Raw genomic sequence first — 20,097 nt, 5'->3', positions numbered from 1 at the left:
GAGTACCGGCACCCCCGCCCCCCTCTGGAGCGAAACAGTGATTCCTGAACCCACCGGCACCGCGGCCCTCCTGGTGAACGGCCGGGGGCAGTACCTGCTGCACCTGCGCGATGCGAACAAGCCCCACATCTGCGACCCGGGCACCTGGTCGCTCCCCGGCGGGGGCCGTGAGGGTTCGGAATCCGCCCGGCAGGACGTCGAGCGGGAACTCCTGGAGGAGACCGGTCTGACGGTCGCCCTGGAGCCGCTGACCGTCGTCGACGCGCACGGCCCCGACGGGCAGGGCGAGGACCTGATCCAGGTCTACCTCGGCGCCTGGGACGGTGACGCCGACACCCTTCCCTGCCCCGAAGGGATCATGTTCCGCTGGTTCGACGAGGCCACCACCACGTGGCTGACCATGTGCCCGTGGACGGCCGAGGTCATCGCCCTGCACCAGAAGACCGCTCCCGCGCCGGACCTCGTACCCGCGCCCGTACCCGTACCCCGTGCGGCGGGCGGTGGCGGCCGGGCCCGCCCGAACATCATCGGTGTGCACCTGTTCCTCCAGCGGCCCGACGGCAAGGTCCTGCTCGGCCTGCGCCACCCGGACCTGCCCTTCGCCGGCCGGTCCTGGCATCTGCTCGCGGGCCACTGCGAGGACGAGGGGGCCCTTGCCTGCCTGATCAGGGAGGCCGAGGAGGAGGCCGGGCTGAAGATCCGGGCCGAGGACGTCGAGCTCGTCCACACCGTGCATGTCCTCGACGAGGGCGGCGACGGGCAGCCCCGGCTCCAGCTGGTCTTCCGGGCGCACGCCTGGTCGGGCACGCCCGAACTGCGGGAGCCCGACAAGTGCCTGGAGTGGGCGTGGTGGGACCCCGCGGCGCTCCCCGAGCCGATCGTCGCCTACACCCGGACCGCGATCGAGGCGATCGGCCACGGCCTGGCGTACTCCGAGATGGGCTGGACGTGAGCTGCTCCGGCGGTCGGCGCGTACACCCCTGGTCGTAGCCGGACGCTCCCCCTGGTGGGAGAAGGGGTCGCCTCCTGGGGGTACGGAGAAATCACCTCCCGGGGGGCCGACAAGGGTGGCGGCCGGTGGTTACGTTGCTGGTTCGGCAACACCCATGACGGAGGATCACCGCATGCAGAGCCGTTCGGCCGATGACCCCCGCAAGCGAATGACATGGGCGACATCCCTCGTTCTGATCGCGGTCACCGCGCTGCTCGGGGGCGCGCCCGGGGCCGCGACAGCCGCGGCCCCCGCCGCCCCGCCCGTTCCCGTCCTGTCCTGGGGCCCCTGCGACGGAGCGGACCCCGGTGATCCGGGGGACGGCTTCGAGTGCGCGACCGCTCAAGTGCCCCTGGACTACCGCCTGCCCACCGGGCGGACGATCCCGCTAGCGGTCACCCGGCACCTGGCGGCCGACCGGACGCACCGCACCGGCGTCCTGATCCTGCACCCCGGCGGACCCGGCAACTCCGGTGTGGACTTCGCCCGCAACAGCTACGACGCGCTCCCGGCCTCCCTGCGCGACTCCTTCGACGTCGTCGGGTACGACATGCGCGGCGTGAAGCGCAGCGGACAGGTGGAGTGCTGGAACGACGCCGAGTACTCCGCCGCCGTGGACGCCGCACGCGGTGTGCCCGGCCCGGGAGCCCTGCAGACCGCCGTGCGGCAGGGCCGCGAATTCGCCGCCGCATGTCAGGCACGCTCCGCGGACCTCGTGCCGTTCATCGGCACCGCGTCGAACGCCAAGGACATCGACCTGCTGCGCCGGGCCCTGGGCGAGGAGACGCTCACCTTCTACGGCCGGTCCTTCGGCAGCTACGTCGGCACCGTCTACGCCGCGCAGTTCCCCCGGCGGGTACGCGCCATGGTGCTGGACGGGGCGTACGATCCGCGTCGCTACGCCGATGTCCCGTACGCGTACGACGGCGCGCAGTTCGTCGCCCTGGACGCGGCGGTCGGCCGGTTCCTCGACTGGTGCGCGCAGAACGCCGCCGCGTGCGGATTCGGTGACGGCCGGCCGCGGGAGGCCTTCGAGCAGCTCAAGCGGGCGCTGGACGCCGACCCCGTCATCACCGCGAGTGGACGCCCGGCCACCGGCTACACGCTCGCCTACCGGCTGATGTTCAACATCAACTCCGGCAAGGAGGTCTGGCCCTACCTGGGGCAGGCCCTGCGGGCGGCCCAGGCCCACCAGGGTTCGTTCCTGCTGTCGCCGCCCTCGCCCGCGTCCTTCGACTTCCTCAACGTCAACATGGCCGTCGAGTGCGCGGACCGCGTCTACCCGACCAGCCGGCTGCTCCTGAACACGCTGGTCAGCGCCCACGTCGCCACCGCTCCGCTGCTGGGACCCCCCATCGGCCTGGGGCCGCCCACCTACGACCACAACCACGCGCCCACCTGCGCGCAGTGGCCGGCGGAGCGTCCGAGCCGCTACGAGGGTTCCTACCGCGCTGCCGGTTCCGCCCCGATCCTGGTCCTCGGTACGACCGGGGACCCGGACACCCCGTACCAGGACGCGGTGGCCCTGGCCGGGACACTGGACGGCGGACGGCTGCTGACGTTCGCGGGTGAGGGACACACCGGATACAACCGGAGCGCCTGTGTGAGCGCCCTGGTCAACGACTACCTCGCCACCCTGGCACTGCCCGCCCGGGGTACGGTCTGCGCGGACGAGACGCCCCCCGAACCCCTCACCCGCCGCACCACGGGCGTCGAGGTCGACGAGACGCAGGATGTGATCCCCGTGCTGCGTTGAGCACCTTGCCCGGAGCGCACTCAGCGGGGCAGGGCGACGAGCCCTGCCTCGTAGGCGGTGATCACGAGCTGGACCCGGTCCCGGGCGTCCAGTTTGGTGAGCAGCCGTGACACGTGGGACTTGGCGGTGGCCACCGTGATGAAGAGGTCCTCCGCGATCTCGGTGTTCGACCGGCCGCGTCCGACGAGGGTGAGCACTTCGCGTTCCCGCTCGGTGATGCCCTCGACCGTCCGCGGGGAGCGCTCCGGGGCGGCCGCGGGCCGTCCGGCGAAGTCGGCGATCAGACGGCGCGTCACACCCGGCGCGATCAGTGCGTCGCCGGCGGCCACCACCCGGATCGCCGTGAGGATGTCGTCGAGCGCCATGTCCTTGACCACGAACCCGCTCGCGCCGGCGCGGAGCGCACCGTAGACGTGCTCGTCCTCGTCGAAGGTGGTCAGGACGAGCACGCGAGCCGTCGCCGGACCTGCGGTGATCAGGCGGGTGGCCTCGATCCCGTCCATGACGGGCATCCGGATGTCCATCACCACGACGTCGGGGGCGAGTTCACCGACGAGCCCGACCGCCTCGGAGCCGTTGGCGGCCTCGCCGACGACTTCCAGGTCGGGGTGGTCGCCCATGAGCACGCGCAGACCGGACCGCACCAGCGGCTGGTCGTCGGCGAGTACGATCCGGATGGTCATCGGGCCTCCACTGAAACTTCGACGGACGCGGGCGCGGACGTGCGCGTGGGCGAGGACGTGGGCACGGGTAGCGGCAGTCTGGCCGCCACCCGGAAGCCGCCCTCGGGGCGCGTCCCGGTGGTGAGCCGGCCGTGCAGCAGGGCGACCCGTTCGCGCATGCCCACGATGCCGAATCCGTGGGCCGGGCCGTGCTCGGTGGCACCGCGCCCGTCATCGACGATCTCCACGGACAGTTCTCGGTCCCCGTGCTCGATGGTCACCCGGCAGAGCCCGGTGCCCGCGTGGCGGACCACGTTGGTCAGCGCCTCCTGGACGATACGGTAGGCCGCCAGGTCGATGTCGGCCGGCAGCGGGCGCTGCTCCCCGGTCCGCAGCACGTCGACCCTCACGCCCGCGTCCGCCGTCGCCGCCGCCAGCCGGTCGAGGTCCGCGAGACCGGGCGAGGGCGCGAGCGACGCCCGACCCGAACCCCCGGCGTCCGGGTCGGCCTGACGCAGTGCCATCAAGGTGCGCCGGAGGCCCGCCAGGGTCTCCCGGCTGGTGGCTTCGATGGCGCGCAGCGCCTCCTGGGCCTCCTCGGGCTGGGTCCGGATGACCCGGCTCCCCACCCCGGCCTGGATGGCGACGATGCCGATGCTGTGCGCGACCATGTCGTGCAACTCCCGGGCGATCCGCAGCCGTTCGGCGACGACGGCCTCGGCCACCTCCTGGGCGCGCAGTGCCACCGCGTGCTCACGGCGCTCGCGGACCAGCAGACCTGCCGTGCAGGCCGCGGCCACCGCCAGGACGGCGATCACGAGGTTCGCGGTCAGGCCGTCCCCGTGCGCGAAGCCTCCGACGAGGAGCAGTTGGACGAGGAGGGAAGTGGATACGGCCACGGCCGAGACCCGTCGTGCGCGGATGGCGACGATGAGACCCAGGACGAGGTCCACCGCCAGGAACGGCAGGAACTGGCCCTGGTACGAGGCCGACAGGTCCACTCGGGCAGTGCTCGGGGGAACCACCACCACGGCGGTGGATCCGAGGATCAGGAGGGCAAGGACCGGAATCGGCGCGCGTCGCACGACGCCGAGGAGCAGGCTCGCCACCAGCAGCGCCACGAGGCCGTGGACCGTGCCCGAGGCGCGCGGGGCACCTCCCATGAGCAGACCCACCGCGAGGACGTAGAGGACGCCCCCCGCCCAGGCCAGGAGAGGAAGGGCGCGTGGCGCGACGCGCGCGGACGACGGGGTGGTCGGTATGGCATCCATCCCGCGACACTATCCAGCCACCGGCCCCGCGACGTCGTCCCGGGGACGTACGCCCCCGGGCTAAGGCGGCCGCGCGATTGCCGCCCACGGCCCCATGACCCGGGCGGGGCCCTCCCGGCAGTGTTGTCCACATGATCGAAGTACACGAACTCACCAAGCGCTACGGCGCCAAGACCGCCGTCGACCAGCTGTCCTTCACCGTGCGGCCGGGCCAGGTCACCGGCTTCCTCGGGCCCAACGGAGCCGGCAAGTCCACCACCCTGCGGATGATCCTCGGCCTGGAGGCGCCCACCGGCGGCGGCGCCACCGTCAGCGGGGTCCCCTTCCGCAGCCACCCCCGCGGACTGCGGCACGTCGGCGCCCTCCTCGACGCCGGGCAGGTCCACGGCGGACGCACCGCCACGGCCCATCTGTCGGCCCTGGCGCGCAGCAACGGGATCTCCCGGCGCCGGGTGGACGAGGTGCTGCACGAAGTGGGCCTGGCCGAGGCGGCGAACCGCCGCATCGGCGGATTCTCGCTCGGCATGAAGCAGCGGCTGGGCGTCGCCACCGCCCTGCTCGGCGACCCGCCCGTGCTGATGTTCGACGAGCCGGTCAACGGCATGGACCCGGAAGGCGTGCTCTGGATGCGCCGGCTCTTCCGGCGCCTGGCGGCCGAGGGCCGCACCGTCTTCCTCTCCAGTCACCTGATGTCGGAGATGGAGAACACCGCCGACCAGCTCGTCGTCATCGGCCGGGGCCGGCTCATCGCCGCCGAGTCGGTACGGGACTTCGCGGCCCGCAGCACCGGCCTCGGCGTCGTGGTGGGCACCCGGCAGGCTGCCGAGCTGACGGCGGTGCTGAGTGCCGCGGGCGCTTCGGTCGCGCCGGAAGGCTCGGCGGGCGCCGAGAAGCTCACCGTGACCGGACTGCCGTCGGACCGGATCGCCGCGCTCGCCTTCGAGAACGGGATCCTGCTCAACGAACTCACGACCCGTGCGGCCTCGCTGGAAGAGGCCTTCATGGAACTCACCGCCGACAGCGTCGAATACCAGGCAGGACAGCCCCGATGACCTCACTCGCCTCCGCCCCCGCGACCGCTGCGCCCGCCTCCGGTTCCCCGGGCGCCTCCCCCGCCGAGCCGCCCGCCCGCTTCCGCGATCTGATCGCCTCCGAGTGGATCAAAACGCGTTCCCTGCGCTCCACCTGGTGGGTCCTTGCCCTCATCACCGTGTTCGTCATCGGGTCCGCGGCCGTGGCCACGCTCTCCGACAAGGACGCGGGCTCCGAACCCGGCAGCTTCCTGGCCCCCGACGCCTTCTCCTCGCCCGGATGCATGACGCTGATCCTCGTCTCCGGAAGCATGGGCGCCCTCAACATCGTCAGCGAATACGGCAGCGGCCTGATCCGCACCACCTTCGCGGCCGTCCCCGCCCGCGGCGCGGTCGTACTGGCCAAGGCCGTCGTCACCGCCCTGCTGTGGACCGCGGTCGGCACGGCCGCCGCCATCGGATCCTTCCTGGTCTCCCAGGCCATCCTGAACGGGCACGGTGGCGCCGTCGCGATCACCCACCCCGACGTGCTCCGCCCACTGGTGGCATCCGCGCTGCTGGCTCCGGTGTGCGCCCTGACCGGCCTGGGCCTCGGCGTCCTGCTCCGCCATGCCGCCGCCACCATGCTCACCAGCGCCTTCGCCCTGCTGATGCTGCCCACCATGTTCTCCGAGAGCAACCGCTGGTCCGCCGACATCAAGCACACGATGGTCTCGGCGGCCTGGACCCGCCTCGTCCAGCCCTGGGAGCCCAGTCCCGACTCCCTCGCCTACAGCGCCACGCTGCCCGGCTGCTGGATCGTGTTCGCCCTCTGGCCGCTGATCGCCATCGCCCTCGCGGTGTTCGTCGTAAGGCGCCGCGATGTGTGAGTGCGCCGGGGCCACCGTTGTTCGCACCTCGGGACAAAAGAAAAGAGCAAGGAATCGACCGCTCCTTGCCCTCTTCAACATATAGCGCACGGGGGGCCTTGCGGCAAGGCCCCCCTTTTGCCGCAAACTCTCCGTTCGAAGAAAAATCTGCGGAATTCGGGGCGGTTTTCGTGATGGACGTATTGATTGCCGGCGGGGGGCCGACCGGCATGATGCTGGCCGCGGAATTGCGGCTGCACGGTGTGCGGGTGGTCGTACTGGAAAGGGAAACGGAGCCGACCGGGGTCGTGCGCGCGCTCGGACTGCATTCGCGCAGCGTCGAGGTGATGGACCAGCGCGGGCTGCTGGAGCGGTTCCTCCCGCTCGGCCGCCAGTACCCGGTCGGCGGGTTCTTCGCCGGCATCACCAAGCCGGCGCCGGACCGGCTGGACACCGCGCATCCGTACGTCCTCGGCATCCCGCAGCCCACCGTCGACCGGCTACTGACCGAGCGCGCCGCCGAGCTCGGCGCCGAGATCCGGCGCGGCCGGGCACTGATCGGGCTGAGCCAGGACGAACACGGGGTGACGGCCGAGCTGGACGACGGTACGCGGCTGCGTTCGCGCTACCTCGTCGGCTGCGACGGCGGCCGCAGCACGGTGCGCAAGCTGCTCGGCATCGGCTTCCCCGGCGAGCCCAGCAGGACCGATACGCTGCTGGGCGAGGTGGAGCTGACCGCGTCGCCGGAGACGGTCGCCGCCGTGGTGGCCGAAGTCCGCAGGACCCAGCTGTGGTTCGGCGCGATGCCCCTAGGGGACGGGGCGTACCGCGTGGTCGCTCCCGCTGCGGGGGTAGCCGAGGACCGACGGGTCCCGCCGACCCTGGACGAGCTGAAACGGCGGATGCGGGAGGCCGGGGGCACGGACTTCGGCGCCCACTCGCCGCGCTGGCTGTCCCGCTTCGGCGATGCCACCCGGCTGGCCGAGAGCTACCGGACCGGCCGGGTGCTGCTGGCCGGCGACGCGGCGCACGTACACCCGCCGGTCGGCGGGCAGGGTCTCAACCTCGGTGTCCAGGACGCCTTCAACCTGGGGTGGAAGCTCGCCGCGCAGGTGCATGGCTGGGCACCGGAGGGGCTGCTGGACAGCTACCAGGCCGAACGGCGCCCGGTGGCCGCCGACGTGCTGGACAACACCCGTGCGCAGATGCAGCTGATGTCCCTCGAACCGAACGCCCGGGCGGTGCGCCGGCTGCTGACGGAACTGATGGAGTTCGAGGACGTGAACCGGCACCTGACCGAGAAGATCATCGCGATCGGGATCCGCTACGACTTCGGCGGGGGTCACGAACTGCTCGGGCGCCGGTTGCGCGACATCGCCCTGAAGCGGGGCCGCCTCTACGAGCTGATGCACGAGGGCCGCGGACTGCTGCTCGACCGGACCGGCCGGCTCTCGGTGGCGGGCTGGGCGGACCGGGTCGACCACGTGGTCGACGTCAGCGAGGAACTGGACGTGCCCGCGGTGCTGTTGCGGCCGGACGGCCACGTGGCCTGGGTCGGCGCGGACCAGCAGGACCTGCTCGACCGCCTGCCCGACTGGTTCGGCGCGGCCACCGGCTGAGCGCGTGGTGACGCGCCCCCCGGCGGACCGGCTACCAGCCGAAGCGGCGGTCGACCTCGCGCTCGAACTCCTCGAAGGTCAGGACCCCGTCGCCGTCCAGGTTGGCCTGGTCGAAGAGGGCCGAGGAGGCGTCCGCGTCGCCCACTCCCCAGAACGGCAGGTCACCGGCGGCGGCGAGGGTGGGTCCCTTCGCGCGCAGGGCGGTGATCACCTCGACGCGCGTCAGGACGCCGTCGCTGTTCAGATCCAGCGCGTCGAAGAGCTTGCGGGCCTTGGCGCTCATGACGTGGTCCTTTCACGGGTGGTCCGGCGGCGCGGAGATCCGCCGGACCACCAAGCCTACGACCCGCCCTGCGGGACGAGGAGGGCGGACCGCGCCGAACGCGGCGGACGGCGGGTGGACGCCGAGGTCACCGGTGTCATCCGGTGAGCCGGCCGGCCTGACGGAGCGAGTCCGCCAGTTCGCGCACGGCGGGGTCCTCCGTGCGGTCCGCCAGCCGCCCCGCGTGACCGGCGAGCAGGTCCAGGGAGACTGCGCCCGGCACCCGCTCCCAGCCGCCGTCGCGCTCGCGCAGCGCCGAGGCGAAGTAGGCCGCCACCGCCGTGATCTGCAGGCGCGGCGACGCCTGCGTCCACAGGTCGCCCCGTAGCGCCGTCTCCTCGACCCGGCCGGACTCCTCGTGCGGGGCCCGGGTGTTCGGGTCGAGCCAGCGCACCGTCGCCGTCGCCACGTGCCCGGTCGCGCCGGGGCGCAGCCGTACCGCGTACAGGGCGGTCACCGTGTGGCCGGGGCCGACTTCGCCGCCGTCCACCGCGTCGTTGCGGAAGTCCTTGTCTGCGACCTTGCGGTTGTCGTAGCCGATCAGCCGGAAGTTCTCGACGGTCTGCGGGTCGAAGGCGACCTGCGCCTTGGCGTCCCGGGCCCGCAGGTCGACCTGTGCGGGGAGTTCGTCGCAGAAGACCTTGCGCGCGCCTTCGGTGTCGGAGACGTAGGCGGTGTGGCCGTCGCCCCGGTCGGCGAGCTTTTCCATGAAGGCGTCGTTGTACTCGCTGCCCACGCCCACGCCGAACAGGGTGATCCCGTGCTCGGTACGGGCGCCGGAGATCCGCTTGAGGATGGCCTCGGCGGTGGTGGCGCCGGTGTTGGCGAGCCCGTCGGAGAGCAGGACGACCCGGTTGGTGGCGCCGGGCCGAAGCGTCCTGACCGCCTCGTCGTATCCGCGGGTGATGCCCGCCTCGACGTTGGTGGAGTCGTCGGTGCGCAGCCCGTCGACGACCTCGTGGATCTGGTCGCGGTGGCCGGCGACGGGGGTCATCGCGAGCCGGGTTCGGGCCTTGCCACTGAAGGTGACGACGGCGACCGAGTCGTCGTCGCGCAGTTTGTCGGTCATCAGGTTCATGGAGGTGCGCACGAGGTCGAGACGGCCTCGCTCCGCCATGGAGCCGGAGACGTCCACGACGAAGGTCAGGGCGGCGGGCGCGCGGCGCTCCCCGCCCTGTCCCGCGGCGCGGGTGGCGAGCCCGACGCGGAGCAGGGACCAGTCCCCGTCGGTGGTCCGGGCGCCGTCCACGGTGACCGAGAAGCCGTCGCCGTCGGGCTCCGGGTAGTCCTGCCGGAAGCTGTTGACGAACTCTTCGGGGCGGATGGTCGCGGGGTCGGGCAGGTGGCCGTCGGCGAGGGTGCGGCGGGCGTACCCGTAGCTGGCGGTGTCCACGTCGAGCCCGAAGGTGGAGAGGTAGTCGGCGGGCGGACCGGTGGGGCGCCGTCCGTCGGACTCCCCCTCGGCGCTGCCGCCGGGGGAGGGAGCCACGGGCCCGGGTCTCGCGTCGGAGCCGTTCCAGCCGCGATCGGCGGACCCGTTGGCGGACCCGTTGAAGTGGCCGCTGGAGCTGCAGCCGGTCAGCAGCAGGCCGGTGGCGGCGAGCGCGGCGATCAGCCGGCCGTGCCTTCCTCTCCGGGCTGGGCGGGGAATGCGAGGAGTGCGGTCCTGATGAGGCGTCACAGCTGCTCCCTCGAAGCGTCGTAGGTGTTGAATTGGACGCTTGGGAAGGGCTGTTGGAGCTGTCGAAGCGATTCCGAACACGTATCGAAGCGACAACGGCAGACGGAATGTCAAGGTCTGGTATCGGCTGAAAGCCGACCGCGCCCGGGGGCGCACGCGCGCAGGTGCGGACATCCCACATGCGCCCCCGGGGCCCGCTTCACGCCCCGTCCCGCCTCTGCTTGGCTGTCAAAGGGCCCACCGGAACGGGAATCCGAAGCGCCCCTCGCACCTCCCAGCAGGAGGAAATGTGGAAGACAGCAGCACGTCCACCACCTTCATACCGGTCCTGGAGCAGATGTCCCTCGACGATGCGACCGCGCGCATGGTCGACCTGCCCGACGGGACGCGCGCGTGGCTCGTCAGCGACTACGACGAGGTGCGCGCGGTCCTGACGGACCCGCGGTTCTCCGCCGACGACCAGCTGCCCGGATACCCCCGGATGCTCCCGACCCCGCCGACGGCCGGAGCCATGTCGTTCCTGCGGATGGACGCCCCGCGGCACGGCGCGGTGCGGCAGGTCCTGACCCCGTCGTTCACCATGCGGCGCATCGAGCGGATGCGCCCGGGCGTACGGGAGGCGACCCGCCGGCTCATCGAGGGCATGCGGGAGGCCGGCCCGCCCGCCGACCTCGTCGCCCGGCTGGCGCTTCCCCTGCCGTCGCTGGTGATCTGCCGGCTCCTCGGGGTGCCCTACGAGGACCACGAGGTGTTCCAGGAGAACAGCCGGGCGATGCTCAGCATCGACAGCACCCCCGAGCAGGCCACGGCCGCGCTCACGGCGCTCGGTGACTACATCCGCACCTTGGCCCTCAAACGCAGGACGGACCCCGCGGACGACCTCCTCAGCACCGCCGTCCAGCAGCAGGAGGCTGCCGGGATGACGGACGAGGAGGTCGTCGCGATGGCCCGGCTGCTCCTGATCGCCGGGCACGAGACGACGGCGAACATGCTCGGGCTCAGCGTGCTGACGCTCTTCGAGCACCCCGACCAGCTCCGCGCGCTGCGCGAGGATCCCGCTCTCGTGAAGTCCGCGGTCGAGGAACTCCTGCGCTACCACTCGATCGTACGGACCGCCCTGGCCCGGGTCGCCGTCGCCGACGTACCGCTGCCCGGCGGGCAGACGGTCCGGGCGGGTGAGGGCGTCGTCCTGGGGGTCAAGCGCGCCAACCGGGACGGCCGCTTCCTCACCTCACCCGGCGACCTCGACATCCGCCGCGAGGTCCGGGGCCACGTGGCGTTCGGCTACGGGATGCACCAGTGCATCGGCCAGACGCTGGCCCGCCTCGAACTCCAGGTCGCGCTCACCGAACTGCTCCGCGCCTTCCCCGGCCTTCGGCCCGCGTGCCCGCCGCAGGAGATCCGCGTACGCCACAACGCCGTGGTCCTGGGACTCGAATCGCTGCCCGTCGCCTGGTGAGTCCGCGGTCCGCGCCGGGACGGAACGCGCGCTGCGCACCGGGTCTACCCCCGCAGGGCCTTGCGGAGCAGTTCGCCGAACTCGGTGGGGTGCGTGGTCAGTCCGGTGTGTCCACCGGGGAAGTGCAGGATTTCCGTGCCGAGTTGTCCGGCCAGGGACTCGGCCGCGCGGTAGGGCAGTTCGCCGCGCGAGTCCTGGCCGCCAGCGAGCACGAGCCGGTCCGAAAGCGCCCGGAGCCGGTGGAGGTCCGGGGTGTGGGACATGAAGGCGGGCACGATGCGGCCGACGAAGTACGGCAGGCCTGCCATCGTCCGCTCGGCGCGCGCCGCGGCCCGGGGCGGAAGCCTCGGCCCGGGATGCGACTCGGGCTGGGGCTCGGGCTGCGACTCGGGCTGGGGTCCGCCGGTGTCGTCGGCCTTCTTCAGGCCGGCGGCGAACACGGCCAGGGCGGGCATCAGCCCCTGGGTGCGCAAGGTCTCCTGCACGTGCGCGAGGAACGCGCGGTGCAGGGCGGCGTCCGGGAGGACCTCCACCAGCGGCGGTTCGTGCGCCACGAGGCGTTCCACGCGTTCGGGACGGGTGGTGAGCAGGTGCACGGCGGCGATCGCGCCGGAGCTGGCGCCGAAGACCCGGGCCGGTTCGCCGGGCGACAGCAGGTCCAGCAGGCGCAGGGCGTCGTCGGCGTGCTCAGCCACCCGCTGCTCGGCCTCGGGGTCGTCCAGCGGGCTCCGGCCGAGGCCGCGCGGGTCGTAGGTCGCCACCGTGTACTCGTGGGCCAGGTCTTCGGCCACGCCCTCGAAGGCGGCCGCGCCGCCCGTCCCTCCGGGGATCAGCAGCAGGAGCGGACCCCGGCCCCGCACTTCGTAGTACAGGGTCGCCCCGTTCACGCGCAGGCTGCCGATGGTCGGGCTGGTCATGAGGAGACTCCTTCTCGGGACGGGGGCCAGTGCTCCAGGAGGGTGTGCAGGGCATCGAGGGCGCGGATCCAGGAGTCCTGGGGCGAGCGCTCGTGGGCGAACCCGCCGGCGGCCTCCAGGGCGACGAACCCGTGGAACGTGCTGCGCAGCAGCCGGACCGCGTCGGTCAGGTCGGGTTCGGCCAGTCCGTAGCCGCGCAGCATGCCGTAGGTCAGCTCGACCGCGCGCCGGGGCCCGGGCGCCCGTGCGGCCGGTTCGGGGTCGATGCGGATCGGGGCCTGCGTCGCCGCGTAGCGGCCGGGGTGCCGGTGCGCGTACTCCCGCCAGGCGTTGGCGAAGGCCAGGAGCGCGTCCTTGCCCGCCCGGCCGGCGGTGGCCTCCGCGATGAGGATGGTCTTCTCGTCCGCCGCCAGCAGCGCGATCCTGCCGCGCAGGTCCTCCAGGTTGCGCACGTGCGCGTAGAGGCTCGCGTCCTTCACGCCGAGCCGTCGCGCCACCTGCGACATGGTCACCCGGTCCAGGCCGACCTCGTCCGCCAGCTCGGCGCCCGCGATCGTCACCCGCTCCGCCGTCAGCCCTGCCCGCACCATGCGCCCCTCCACCTTTCCTAGGACTCCTAGTTTTAGCCTAGGAGCCCTAGCCAGGCAACTGCCCAAGGCTCAGGGCGATTCCTGGAGGTAGGCGGCGATCAGGGCCAGGTCGTTGGCGATGGACAGGATGCCGGCGGGGTTCGCGGTCGGTGTGGACGCCCCGTTGACCCCGGCGAAGAAGGTGTCGTAGCGGCCGCCGCCCTTGTCGAGGTAGCCCGCGATGGTGATGGCGCCGACGGCCAGCCGGTCGTTCAGGGAGTCCCCTCCGACGGCCGCGCCGGTCTTCGCGAACACCTTGCCGCGCGCCGGGCAGCTCCGGCAGTTGTCGGCCAGCAGCCCGTCGACCCCCAGGACGGGCAGGGCCTCCCGGAAGAGCCGCGCGTCCGGGGTGCTCTGCCAGTACGCCAGCATCTGCACCAGCGCCCGGGGCGTGGCCCGGTCGGCGGGGTTGCCGCCCCGGCCGTCCATGAGCTGCACCTGCTCGCGGTCGACGCCCACCCGGTCGAGGAAGGCGGCCAGCACCGGGAACCCGTCGGCGCACTGGTGGCTGCCGGTGGTGACGGCCATCAAGCAGATGCCGAGGTTGGCGCCCAGGTTGTGGCTGACCTTGAGGATCAGCTTGGCGTACTGCTCGTAGGGCGGTGAGGTGTACGCCGCCACCCGCGGGCGGCCCTCGTAGTCGCGCGGCAGCCGGTCGGCCCGGTTGGGTCCCGTCGCCGCGGCGGTGACCTCCACCCCGGCCCGGCCGAGCGCCTCGATGAGCGCGGTCCGGCCGAAGGCCGCCGGATCCGTGATCGGGGAGGTCCGCAGCAGCGGGGCGGCGTCCGCCGCGATGGTGCCGGACAGCTGGATCCGGGTGCCGCCCTCGGTGGCGGTCACCGTGACCGCGGCCGGTCTGCCGGCCGCGACGGTCGTCACGGTGGAGGTGACCCGGTACGGGGCGACCTTGGGCCGCCAGTCGACCCCGGCCTTCGCGCCCGGTCCGGCCCCGGGCCTGGTCAGCAGGTCGATGAGGTTGTCGTTGACGATCAGCGGTGTCGGGGTGGGGTCCAGGACCGGGTCGGGGGCGAAGAGCCGGCTGTCGACGAGCACGTCGCCCTCGACGCGGGTGATGCCCGAGTCGCGGACCTGCCGGGCCAGTTGGTCAATTCCGGCGAGCGGGTTCTGCGGGGTGAGCGTCGCCCCGGGGAAGTCGTTGGCGTAGGTGTGGTCGAGGTCGGTGTACGCGACCGTGCCGTCGGGCCGGGTCCGGCCGCCGAGGGTGAGGTCGCCCAGCGCGACGAGGTCGAGGTCTCCGGCCAGCGTGCTCCCGTCGCGCTCCCCGACCGCGTAGAGCGGGGTCACGAAGCGGTGGTCCGTGCCCAGGGTGCGCCACGTGCCGGAGACGGGGAACAGTTTGGCGGTGGATCCGGGTATGAAGAACTGCCCGGGGAACAGGCTGTGCTCGGTCCGCCCGCCGTCCGGTCCGTTCTGCAGGAGGCCCCACTGGGCATGGCGGTACTCCGGCTTGCCCATGATCTCCGTGATGCGCGGGTCGAGGCGGCCCGGCTCCCCCACCCCGGTCGGAAAGGGCGACGGGGAGGCCGAGGGCACCGGGGAGGGCGAGGGAGAGGACGAAGGCGACGGGGCCGCGCGGGCACCCGTACCCAGCGCGAGCGTCACCAGCAGCAGCGCGGCGCAGCCGGCGGCCGTTCGCCGCCACGGCGCCGCACCGCGGATCGGATTTCCCACAGCGCGCTCCGTTCGTCGCGGCTGTCGTCCCCCCGGACCCCGGGGCACCCGACCAGCGTGGCACGGCACGGTACGGCCCGCATGTCACCGGGTCCCGGCGCCGGGTCCCGCGGCCGATGGTGTACGAATTCCTTCGTGAACGAACAGATCCGTCCCTCCACCATCCGCGTCTTCATAGCGCTCGCCCCGCCCGACGACGCGAAGGAGGAGCTGGCCAGGGAGCTGCGGCCCGCCTACGAGACGTACCCGCACATGCGCTGGAACCGCATCGAGGACTGGCACATCACCCTGGCGTTCCTCGGCGAGCTCCCCGTCGCGGCGCCCGAGCTCCTGCGTCCGCCGCTCGCGCGCCTGGCGGCGGAGCGCCGGCCGCTGGAACTGGCCATGCGCGGCGGCGGGCACTTCGACGAACGGGTGCTGTGGACCGGGATCGACGGGGAGCTCGAAGGACTGCACCTCCTCGCCTCGGAGGTCCGCGACGTGGTCAGGTCCTGTGGCGTGCCCTTCGAGGAGCGGCCGCTGCGACCCCACCTCACCCTGGCGCGGTCCGGCCGCCGCGACCGGTCCAGCGTCACCGAAGCCGCCACCGGGCTCGCCGCGTTCACCGGACGCCGGTGGCCGGCCGCACGCCTGCACCTGGTCGGCAGCAACGTCGGCCGCGGCCCCGGGCCGATCCACTACCGCGACATCGAGGCATGGGACTTCGACGGAGGGAACGGGCTCCCGACGGGCACTAGTGTTCGTTCGTGAGCTTTCATCTCGTCATCGGATTCGGGCCCGCGGGCGCCGCAACGGCTCGGCTGCTGGCCGCGCAGGGCCATGCGGTACGGGTCGTCACCTCCTCGGGCCGGAGCCCGGAACCGGGGATCGAACACGTCGCGTTCGACGCGACGGACAGTGAGCGGCTGACCGGGGCCGCGCGGGGCGCGGCCGCGATCTACAGCTGCGCCGCGCCGCCCTACCCCCGCTGGGCGAGCGCCTGGCCGCCGCTCGCCGCGTCGCTCTGCGCCGCCGCGGAGGCGACCGGGGCCGTACTGGTCATGCTGGGCAACCTCTACGGCTACGGTCCCGTGGACGTCCCCATGACCGAGGACCTGCCGCTCGCGGCGACGGGTCCCAAGGGGCGGGTGCGCGCCGCCGTGTGGGAGCAGGCGCGGAAACTGCACGAGCAGGGCCGCATCCGGGCGGTCGAGGTGCGCGCCTCGGACTTCTTCGGACCCTCGGTGACCGACGGCGGCCACCTGGCGGCCCGGGTGATGCCGGGGCTGCTGCGCGGCAAGCCGGTCTCCGCGCTCGGCGACCCGGACGCCCCGCACAGCTGGACCTACGTTCCCGACGTGGCCGGCGCCCTGGTCGAGGTCGCCGCACAGGAGCGGGCCTGGGGCCGGCCCTGGCACGTCCCGACCGAACCGGCCCTGTCCGTAAAGGAGATGGCGGGTCTCCTTGCGGCCCGGGCGGGTTCGGGGCCGGTCACGGTGCGCCGGATCCCGCCGGCCGTGCTGGGCGTGGGTTCGCTGTTCTCCCCGATGATCCGCGAACTGAAGGAGATCCGGTATCAGTTCGACCGTCCCTTCGTCGTCGATTCGAGCGCCTACGAGGCCCGGTTCGCGCTGCGGGCCACCCCGGTCGGCGAACAGGTCGAGGCGACGGTGGACTGGTGGCGCGAACGGCAGGCCGCCGCCGGGCGGCCCCCGGTCCGGTGAACACCCCGTACCCCAGCCGCACCCGCACCCATACGTGACCCGTACGTGACCCGCCCGGCGCCGTCGGCGTTGTTGCCGGTATGGACGAGACCACCGAACTCCTCGACATCCTGCTCGACGGCGCCACCGAACAGCGACGGAAGCTGATCAGCGGGGACGAGGCCAGGGCCCTGATGGTTCTCCTGGGCTTCCTGGACGACGACGGCCAGCCCGAGGACGTGCGGCGCAACGCGGCCGAGATGCGGATGCGCCTCGCGTCCCGCCTGGCCTGAACCTCCGGCCCGGCCGGGGCGCCTTTCCGCGGTGTCGGCGCCACCCCGTACTCTCCCGCTGATCAGTAGGGCACACGGGGTGCACGACCAGGCGGGGGCAGTACATGACATACCGGCGCGCGGCGCTACCGGCCTTGGCCGGAGCGCTGCTCCTCACGGCGCTCCTGTGGTGGGCGGGGGCGAGTGCGGCCGCACTGCACCTGCCGGGCAGCAGCCGCGCCCTCGGCATCGACACCGCCTCCGAGCTCGAACACTGGCTCGCCCCCTGGTCGTACGATCCCCCCGGCGCGGACGGTACGGGCGACGCCAGCGGTTACGCGGCCGGGACCGGCGACTCGGCCCGCTACCTCTCGCTGTACCGGACCGCGGTCCAGATCCGGTTCGGTGCGGTCTTCGCCTTCTTCGTGCCCGGGGCGCTGCTCCTGGTCCGCAGGCTGCCGCCGCTGCGCGGCCGCATGTGGGCGTCACTGTCGGCCGTCTGGGCCTGGGGCCTGGTGACCGGGACGCTGGCGATGGCCGTCTCCGCGCCCTGGCTGATCGCCGGGCAGGGCCACGGGAGTTACCGCTTCCTCCCCCAGGTCGCGGGCGTGATCTCCTCCGGAGCCCAGGTCCTGGTGCCGGCCTCCCTGCTCGCGGCGGTGGTGACGGCGCTCCTGGCGCGGGTCACCGCCAAGGGCGCGGGCCCGCTGCCGCAGGCCGTCGTACCGGCGCGCGCGGCCCGGCTGGCCGCCACCGTCGGAACCGCGTCGATCGCCGTGTCGCTGGTGGCCCTGTCGTACCAGCCCGTCGCCGCCTCCATCCAGGAGGCCTCCACGGCCTCCGGGCTGCTCTCCGAACCCGGTGACCTCCTGCGGCTGTGGCTGCTGCTCGGCGGCTGGGCGGGTCCCGAGGGCGGGTCGATCGGCAGCTGGCTCCTGTACCGCGTCCCCGACGTGCTGATGCTCGTCGTGGTGTGGTGGGCCCTGCGCAGACTGCCGGGACTTCTGACCCGGGCCACTCTCCCGGCCGTGGCGGTGGGCGCGGTCTGCGCGACCGTCCTGGGTCTCCTGGCGAGGCAGTTGCTGCAGGTCCTGATGGAGGCGGCCGACTCGGGCGCGCGCTGGGGGGCGCCGCGCCTGTTCGCCGGCCTCGGCAGCGGCGTCCCGGCGGCCCTGACCTGGGGTCTGGTGGCGGGAGTCGCGGCTGCCGTGACCATGCGGGTGGTGACGGACCGCACGGCCCCGGCGGAAGGGGCCCGACCCGCGTGAGCCCCCGCGGGGTGGCGGGCCCGGCCCACTGGTACAAAGCGGTGGCTCTGGGCCCTGCCACGGAGTGGCTTCGTGTCCCGCCGGGCGTCTGCCCCTTGGCTGGTGATCACGGACCGACCGGGCCGAGGGCCATTACCCCTCGTCGCGGCCGGTACCCGTTCACCCTTCCCGGTACCTCGTGAAAGGCCTTTCCATGCGCGCCGTTTCCTCCGTGCTGACCGCCGTTGCCGCTCTCACCATCGTGCTGGGCGGTGCCTCGGCGGCCAGCGCCGATGTGAATGTGACCATCCCGGAGGGCAACTCCTACACCCTCGTCTTCGGCAACTGGACCCAGTTCGCCGCCGACGACATCTTCAACGCCGGCCTCAACAACACGGTCGGATCCAACAACTAGGGCTTCCCCTTCGGATCCCGTCGGGTCCGCGAGTGCCGGGCGATGCGCTGTTCGAGGCCCGCCCGGCACTGCGGCCGCTCCTCGGCGGTGATCGAGAAGACCGCGGCGTTCCAGAGCCTTCGCGTCACGTCGTGCGCATGTCCCCGCCCTGGATCCTCCCCCGGCCGCACGGCGGGGTGGCGGCGCCCTCCGTGCCCTCCGCGGCCTCGGCGCCACCGCGGGTCGTCGCGGCCGCCGCGGCCGCCGCGGTCAGCGCTTTCATCGCCGCGAGCCTTCGTACGCTGGAGCGCCGTTGTACGACGGACAGGCCCGCCACCGCCGCGCCGAGCGCGAGCCAGCCCGCCGGTCCGGCCGTCATCACCGCGCCCGTGAGCAGCAGCGGCCCGACGGACTTCTGCACGGACTGGGCCATGCCCGCCACTCCGAGGTAGGAGGCCCTCGCTTCCTCGGGCGCGAGGAGGACGGCCAGCTCCCAGGAGCTCACCGAACGCATCAGCTCCGCCACGGTGACCAGTACGGCCGCGGCCAGCAGGAGGGCCGAGGCAGTCCAGGAGCCGCCTCCCGTCGATGCGGCCATGAGCACGCAGCAGGCGAACACCGTGAGCCCGTAGACGAGGACCGCTCCCGTTGCCCGGCGCGGCCCTTCGACCCTGGCGGACACCCGGATCTGGAGCAGGACGACGAGCACGGTGTTGATCACGAGGAAGGCCGGGACCATGGCGTGCGGTGCATCGGTGTGCGCCACCAGCCACAGCGGCAGCCCGACGTCGAGGAGCGAGGAGTCCAGACTCATCGGAATGTCCAGCAGGACGAACCGGAGGTATCCGCGGTCCCGCCAGGGGCTCGGGGCGGGCGGGGCGGGCGGCCCGTCCCCGGCGGCGCCTTCACCGGTCCGCGCGGCCACGTACCCGTGGCCGCGCGGCTCGCTGGTGCGCCAGACCAGCGCCGCGGCCGCCAGGAACGACAGCGCGTTGCCCAGGATCAGCACCTGGTAGGCGCCCTCGGTCCCCACGGCGAGACCGATCGCGGCGATGCCCGCGCCGATCCCGTAGCCGGCGTTGGCCGAACTGCGCGACAGTGCCTGGTAGGCGGAGCGCCGCTCGCCCGCCACCCGGGTGGCGAAGAGCATCTCCAGCGTCTTGGCCGCCCTGTCGCCCAGGGAGGTGACGGCGACCACGAGCAGCAGCAACTGGAAGCTGGTGACGAGGAGCAGTGCGCAGAGGGTCACCAGCCGCAGCAGGTGGCAGGCGATCAGCAGCGAGCGGACCGGGAAGCGCCCCGCCAGGTGGCCCGCGAGCGGTGAGCCCGCAATTCCGGCCACTCCGGCCGCGCCCAGCAGCAGACCCAGCTGCCGGGCGTCGAGTCCGGTCACGAAGGTGAAGAACAGGACCGAGGCCGCGGCCCACACGCCGGTGCCGGTCCGGTCCAGCAGCTGGGCGAACAGCATGATCCGGGCGTCCCGGCCCCCCGGTGGCCGCCGCAACTGCGCCAGCAGTCCGGCTCCGTCCCGCCGGTCCTTCCGGATCTCCGTGCCCCGCCGCATTCCAGTCCCCCGCATGCTCGGCCAATGTATCTCGATGTCGAGATACATTGGCGAAGCCTG

20 protein-coding genes are annotated in these 20,097 nt (G+C 72.9%); 11 read left to right on the top strand and 9 right to left on the bottom strand.

Going from position 1 to position 20,097, the window contains the following annotated elements:
• The first annotated feature begins 37 nt into the window (after positions 1-37).
• The gene (locus AC3IYJ_RS36865; RefSeq protein ID WP_489398868.1) at positions 38-952 is read left to right on the top strand and encodes an NUDIX hydrolase; all 915 of its coding nucleotides are present in this window, start codon (positions 38-40) and stop codon (positions 950-952) included.
• A 172-nt stretch (positions 953-1,124) separates the two neighbouring features.
• Positions 1,125-2,747, top strand: a complete 1,623-nt coding sequence (locus AC3IYJ_RS36860; protein ID WP_489398867.1) for an alpha/beta hydrolase — start codon at positions 1,125-1,127, stop codon at positions 2,745-2,747.
• A gap of 20 nt (positions 2,748-2,767) precedes the next feature.
• Here AC3IYJ_RS36860 and AC3IYJ_RS36855 read toward each other — a convergent pair whose 3' ends face one another.
• Both AC3IYJ_RS36855 and AC3IYJ_RS36850 read right to left on the bottom strand, forming a co-directional pair.
• Positions 2,768-3,430, bottom strand: a complete 663-nt coding sequence (locus AC3IYJ_RS36855; protein WP_489398866.1) for a response regulator — start codon at positions 3,428-3,430, stop codon at positions 2,768-2,770.
• Positions 3,427-4,680 (bottom strand): sensor histidine kinase, encoded by a 1,254-nt coding sequence (locus AC3IYJ_RS36850; protein WP_489398865.1) that lies wholly within the window; start codon positions 4,678-4,680, stop codon positions 3,427-3,429. Before AC3IYJ_RS36850 ends, AC3IYJ_RS36855 begins: the two co-directional genes overlap by 4 nt.
• Before the next feature lie 131 nt (positions 4,681-4,811).
• Between AC3IYJ_RS36850 and AC3IYJ_RS36845 the strand changes: the two genes are divergently transcribed.
• From AC3IYJ_RS36845 to rox, 3 genes are all read left to right on the top strand, one after another.
• Positions 4,812-5,732, top strand: coding sequence for an ABC transporter ATP-binding protein (locus tag AC3IYJ_RS36845; protein WP_489398864.1), 921 nt, complete (start codon positions 4,812-4,814; stop codon positions 5,730-5,732).
• The gene (locus tag AC3IYJ_RS36840) at positions 5,729-6,580 is read left to right on the top strand and encodes an ABC transporter permease (RefSeq protein ID WP_489398863.1); all 852 of its coding nucleotides are present in this window, start codon (positions 5,729-5,731) and stop codon (positions 6,578-6,580) included. The genes AC3IYJ_RS36845 and AC3IYJ_RS36840 overlap by 4 nt, the downstream gene beginning before the upstream one ends.
• Positions 6,581-6,750: 170 nt before the next feature.
• Positions 6,751-8,178, top strand: a complete 1,428-nt coding sequence (rox, locus tag AC3IYJ_RS36835; RefSeq protein ID WP_489398862.1) for a rifampin monooxygenase — start codon at positions 6,751-6,753, stop codon at positions 8,176-8,178.
• A gap of 31 nt (positions 8,179-8,209) precedes the next feature.
• Here rox and AC3IYJ_RS36830 read toward each other — a convergent pair whose 3' ends face one another.
• Positions 8,210-8,461 carry an EF-hand domain-containing protein gene (locus tag AC3IYJ_RS36830; RefSeq protein WP_489398861.1) on the bottom strand — a complete coding sequence of 84 codons (252 nt, stop codon included), beginning with the start codon at positions 8,459-8,461 and terminating at the stop codon, positions 8,210-8,212.
• 136 nt (positions 8,462-8,597) lie between these two features.
• Positions 8,598-10,181, bottom strand: a complete 1,584-nt coding sequence (locus AC3IYJ_RS36825) for a vWA domain-containing protein (RefSeq protein ID WP_489398860.1) — start codon at positions 10,179-10,181, stop codon at positions 8,598-8,600.
• Between the two features lie 289 nt (positions 10,182-10,470).
• Between AC3IYJ_RS36825 and AC3IYJ_RS36820 the strand changes: the two genes are divergently transcribed.
• A complete protein-coding gene (locus tag AC3IYJ_RS36820) occupies positions 10,471-11,640 on the top strand; it encodes a cytochrome P450 (RefSeq protein ID WP_489398859.1) in 1,170 nt (389 codons plus the stop codon).
• 44 nt (positions 11,641-11,684) lie between these two features.
• Here the strand turns inward: AC3IYJ_RS36820 and AC3IYJ_RS36815 are convergent, their stop codons facing one another.
• The 3 genes from AC3IYJ_RS36815 to dacB form a co-directional block, all read right to left on the bottom strand.
• On the bottom strand, positions 11,685-12,557 hold the full coding sequence (locus tag AC3IYJ_RS36815) for an alpha/beta hydrolase (protein ID WP_489398858.1): 873 nt from the start codon (positions 12,555-12,557) through the stop codon (positions 11,685-11,687).
• Positions 12,554-13,147, bottom strand: a complete 594-nt coding sequence (locus tag AC3IYJ_RS36810) for a TetR/AcrR family transcriptional regulator (protein WP_489398857.1) — start codon at positions 13,145-13,147, stop codon at positions 12,554-12,556. Before AC3IYJ_RS36810 ends, AC3IYJ_RS36815 begins: the two co-directional genes overlap by 4 nt.
• A gap of 69 nt (positions 13,148-13,216) precedes the next feature.
• Positions 13,217-14,878, bottom strand: a complete 1,662-nt coding sequence (gene dacB, locus AC3IYJ_RS36805) for a D-alanyl-D-alanine carboxypeptidase/D-alanyl-D-alanine endopeptidase (RefSeq protein ID WP_489398856.1) — start codon at positions 14,876-14,878, stop codon at positions 13,217-13,219.
• A gap of 135 nt (positions 14,879-15,013) precedes the next feature.
• Here dacB and thpR point away from each other — a divergent pair, with 135 nt between their 5' ends.
• The 5 genes from thpR to AC3IYJ_RS36780 all read left to right on the top strand — a co-directional run bounded on the left by thpR (position 15,014) and on the right by AC3IYJ_RS36780 (position 18,494).
• Positions 15,014-15,628, top strand: a complete 615-nt coding sequence (thpR, locus tag AC3IYJ_RS36800) for an RNA 2',3'-cyclic phosphodiesterase (protein ID WP_489398855.1) — start codon at positions 15,014-15,016, stop codon at positions 15,626-15,628.
• On the top strand, positions 15,625-16,581 hold the full coding sequence (locus AC3IYJ_RS36795; RefSeq protein WP_489398854.1) for an NAD-dependent epimerase/dehydratase family protein: 957 nt from the start codon (positions 15,625-15,627) through the stop codon (positions 16,579-16,581). The genes thpR and AC3IYJ_RS36795 overlap by 4 nt, the downstream gene beginning before the upstream one ends.
• A gap of 80 nt (positions 16,582-16,661) precedes the next feature.
• Positions 16,662-16,853 carry a hypothetical protein gene (locus AC3IYJ_RS36790; protein WP_489398853.1) on the top strand — a complete coding sequence of 64 codons (192 nt, stop codon included), beginning with the start codon at positions 16,662-16,664 and terminating at the stop codon, positions 16,851-16,853.
• A 104-nt stretch (positions 16,854-16,957) separates the two neighbouring features.
• A complete protein-coding gene (locus tag AC3IYJ_RS36785; protein WP_489398852.1) occupies positions 16,958-18,100 on the top strand; it encodes a hypothetical protein in 1,143 nt (380 codons plus the stop codon).
• A gap of 193 nt (positions 18,101-18,293) precedes the next feature.
• Positions 18,294-18,494, top strand: coding sequence for a chaplin (locus tag AC3IYJ_RS36780; protein WP_489398851.1), 201 nt, complete (start codon positions 18,294-18,296; stop codon positions 18,492-18,494).
• Here AC3IYJ_RS36780 and AC3IYJ_RS36775 read toward each other — a convergent pair.
• Together AC3IYJ_RS36775 and AC3IYJ_RS36770 are read right to left on the bottom strand one after the other, a co-directional pair.
• On the bottom strand, positions 18,491-18,622 hold the full coding sequence (locus AC3IYJ_RS36775; RefSeq protein ID WP_489398850.1) for a hypothetical protein: 132 nt from the start codon (positions 18,620-18,622) through the stop codon (positions 18,491-18,493). The genes AC3IYJ_RS36780 and AC3IYJ_RS36775 overlap by 4 nt on opposite strands.
• Positions 18,619-20,052 (bottom strand): MFS transporter, encoded by a 1,434-nt coding sequence (locus AC3IYJ_RS36770; RefSeq protein ID WP_489398849.1) that lies wholly within the window; start codon positions 20,050-20,052, stop codon positions 18,619-18,621. Before AC3IYJ_RS36770 ends, AC3IYJ_RS36775 begins: the two co-directional genes overlap by 4 nt.
• Positions 20,053-20,097: the final 45 nt, after the last annotated feature.

The organism is Streptomyces sp. GL_140 (genome assembly GCF_057834465.1).
The sequence above is the reverse complement of the archived record's forward strand: the minus strand, read 5'-3'. Positions and strand labels throughout refer to the sequence as shown.

Excerpts from the sequence above, each read along its gene's own strand:
- AC3IYJ_RS36770 (WP_489398849.1), bottom strand. The coding sequence starts at position 20,052 with ATGCGGGGGACTGGAATGCGGCGGGGCACGGAGATCCGGAAGGACCGG.
- AC3IYJ_RS36830 (WP_489398861.1), bottom strand. The coding sequence starts at position 8,461 with ATGAGCGCCAAGGCCCGCAAGCTCTTCGACGCGCTGGATCTGAACAGC.
- AC3IYJ_RS36810 (WP_489398857.1), bottom strand. The coding sequence starts at position 13,147 with ATGGTGCGGGCAGGGCTGACGGCGGAGCGGGTGACGATCGCGGGCGCC.
- AC3IYJ_RS36840 (WP_489398863.1), top strand. The coding sequence starts at position 5,729 with ATGACCTCACTCGCCTCCGCCCCCGCGACCGCTGCGCCCGCCTCCGGT.
- AC3IYJ_RS36855 (WP_489398866.1), bottom strand. The coding sequence starts at position 3,430 with ATGACCATCCGGATCGTACTCGCCGACGACCAGCCGCTGGTGCGGTCC.
- AC3IYJ_RS36860 (WP_489398867.1), top strand. The coding sequence starts at position 1,125 with ATGCAGAGCCGTTCGGCCGATGACCCCCGCAAGCGAATGACATGGGCG.
- AC3IYJ_RS36790 (WP_489398853.1), top strand. The coding sequence starts at position 16,662 with ATGGACGAGACCACCGAACTCCTCGACATCCTGCTCGACGGCGCCACC.
- AC3IYJ_RS36850 (WP_489398865.1), bottom strand. The coding sequence starts at position 4,680 with ATGGATGCCATACCGACCACCCCGTCGTCCGCGCGCGTCGCGCCACGC.
- AC3IYJ_RS36815 (WP_489398858.1), bottom strand. The coding sequence starts at position 12,557 with ATGACCAGCCCGACCATCGGCAGCCTGCGCGTGAACGGGGCGACCCTG.
- AC3IYJ_RS36845 (WP_489398864.1), top strand. The coding sequence starts at position 4,812 with ATGATCGAAGTACACGAACTCACCAAGCGCTACGGCGCCAAGACCGCC.
- AC3IYJ_RS36785 (WP_489398852.1), top strand. The coding sequence starts at position 16,958 with ATGACATACCGGCGCGCGGCGCTACCGGCCTTGGCCGGAGCGCTGCTC.
- AC3IYJ_RS36780 (WP_489398851.1), top strand. The coding sequence starts at position 18,294 with ATGCGCGCCGTTTCCTCCGTGCTGACCGCCGTTGCCGCTCTCACCATC.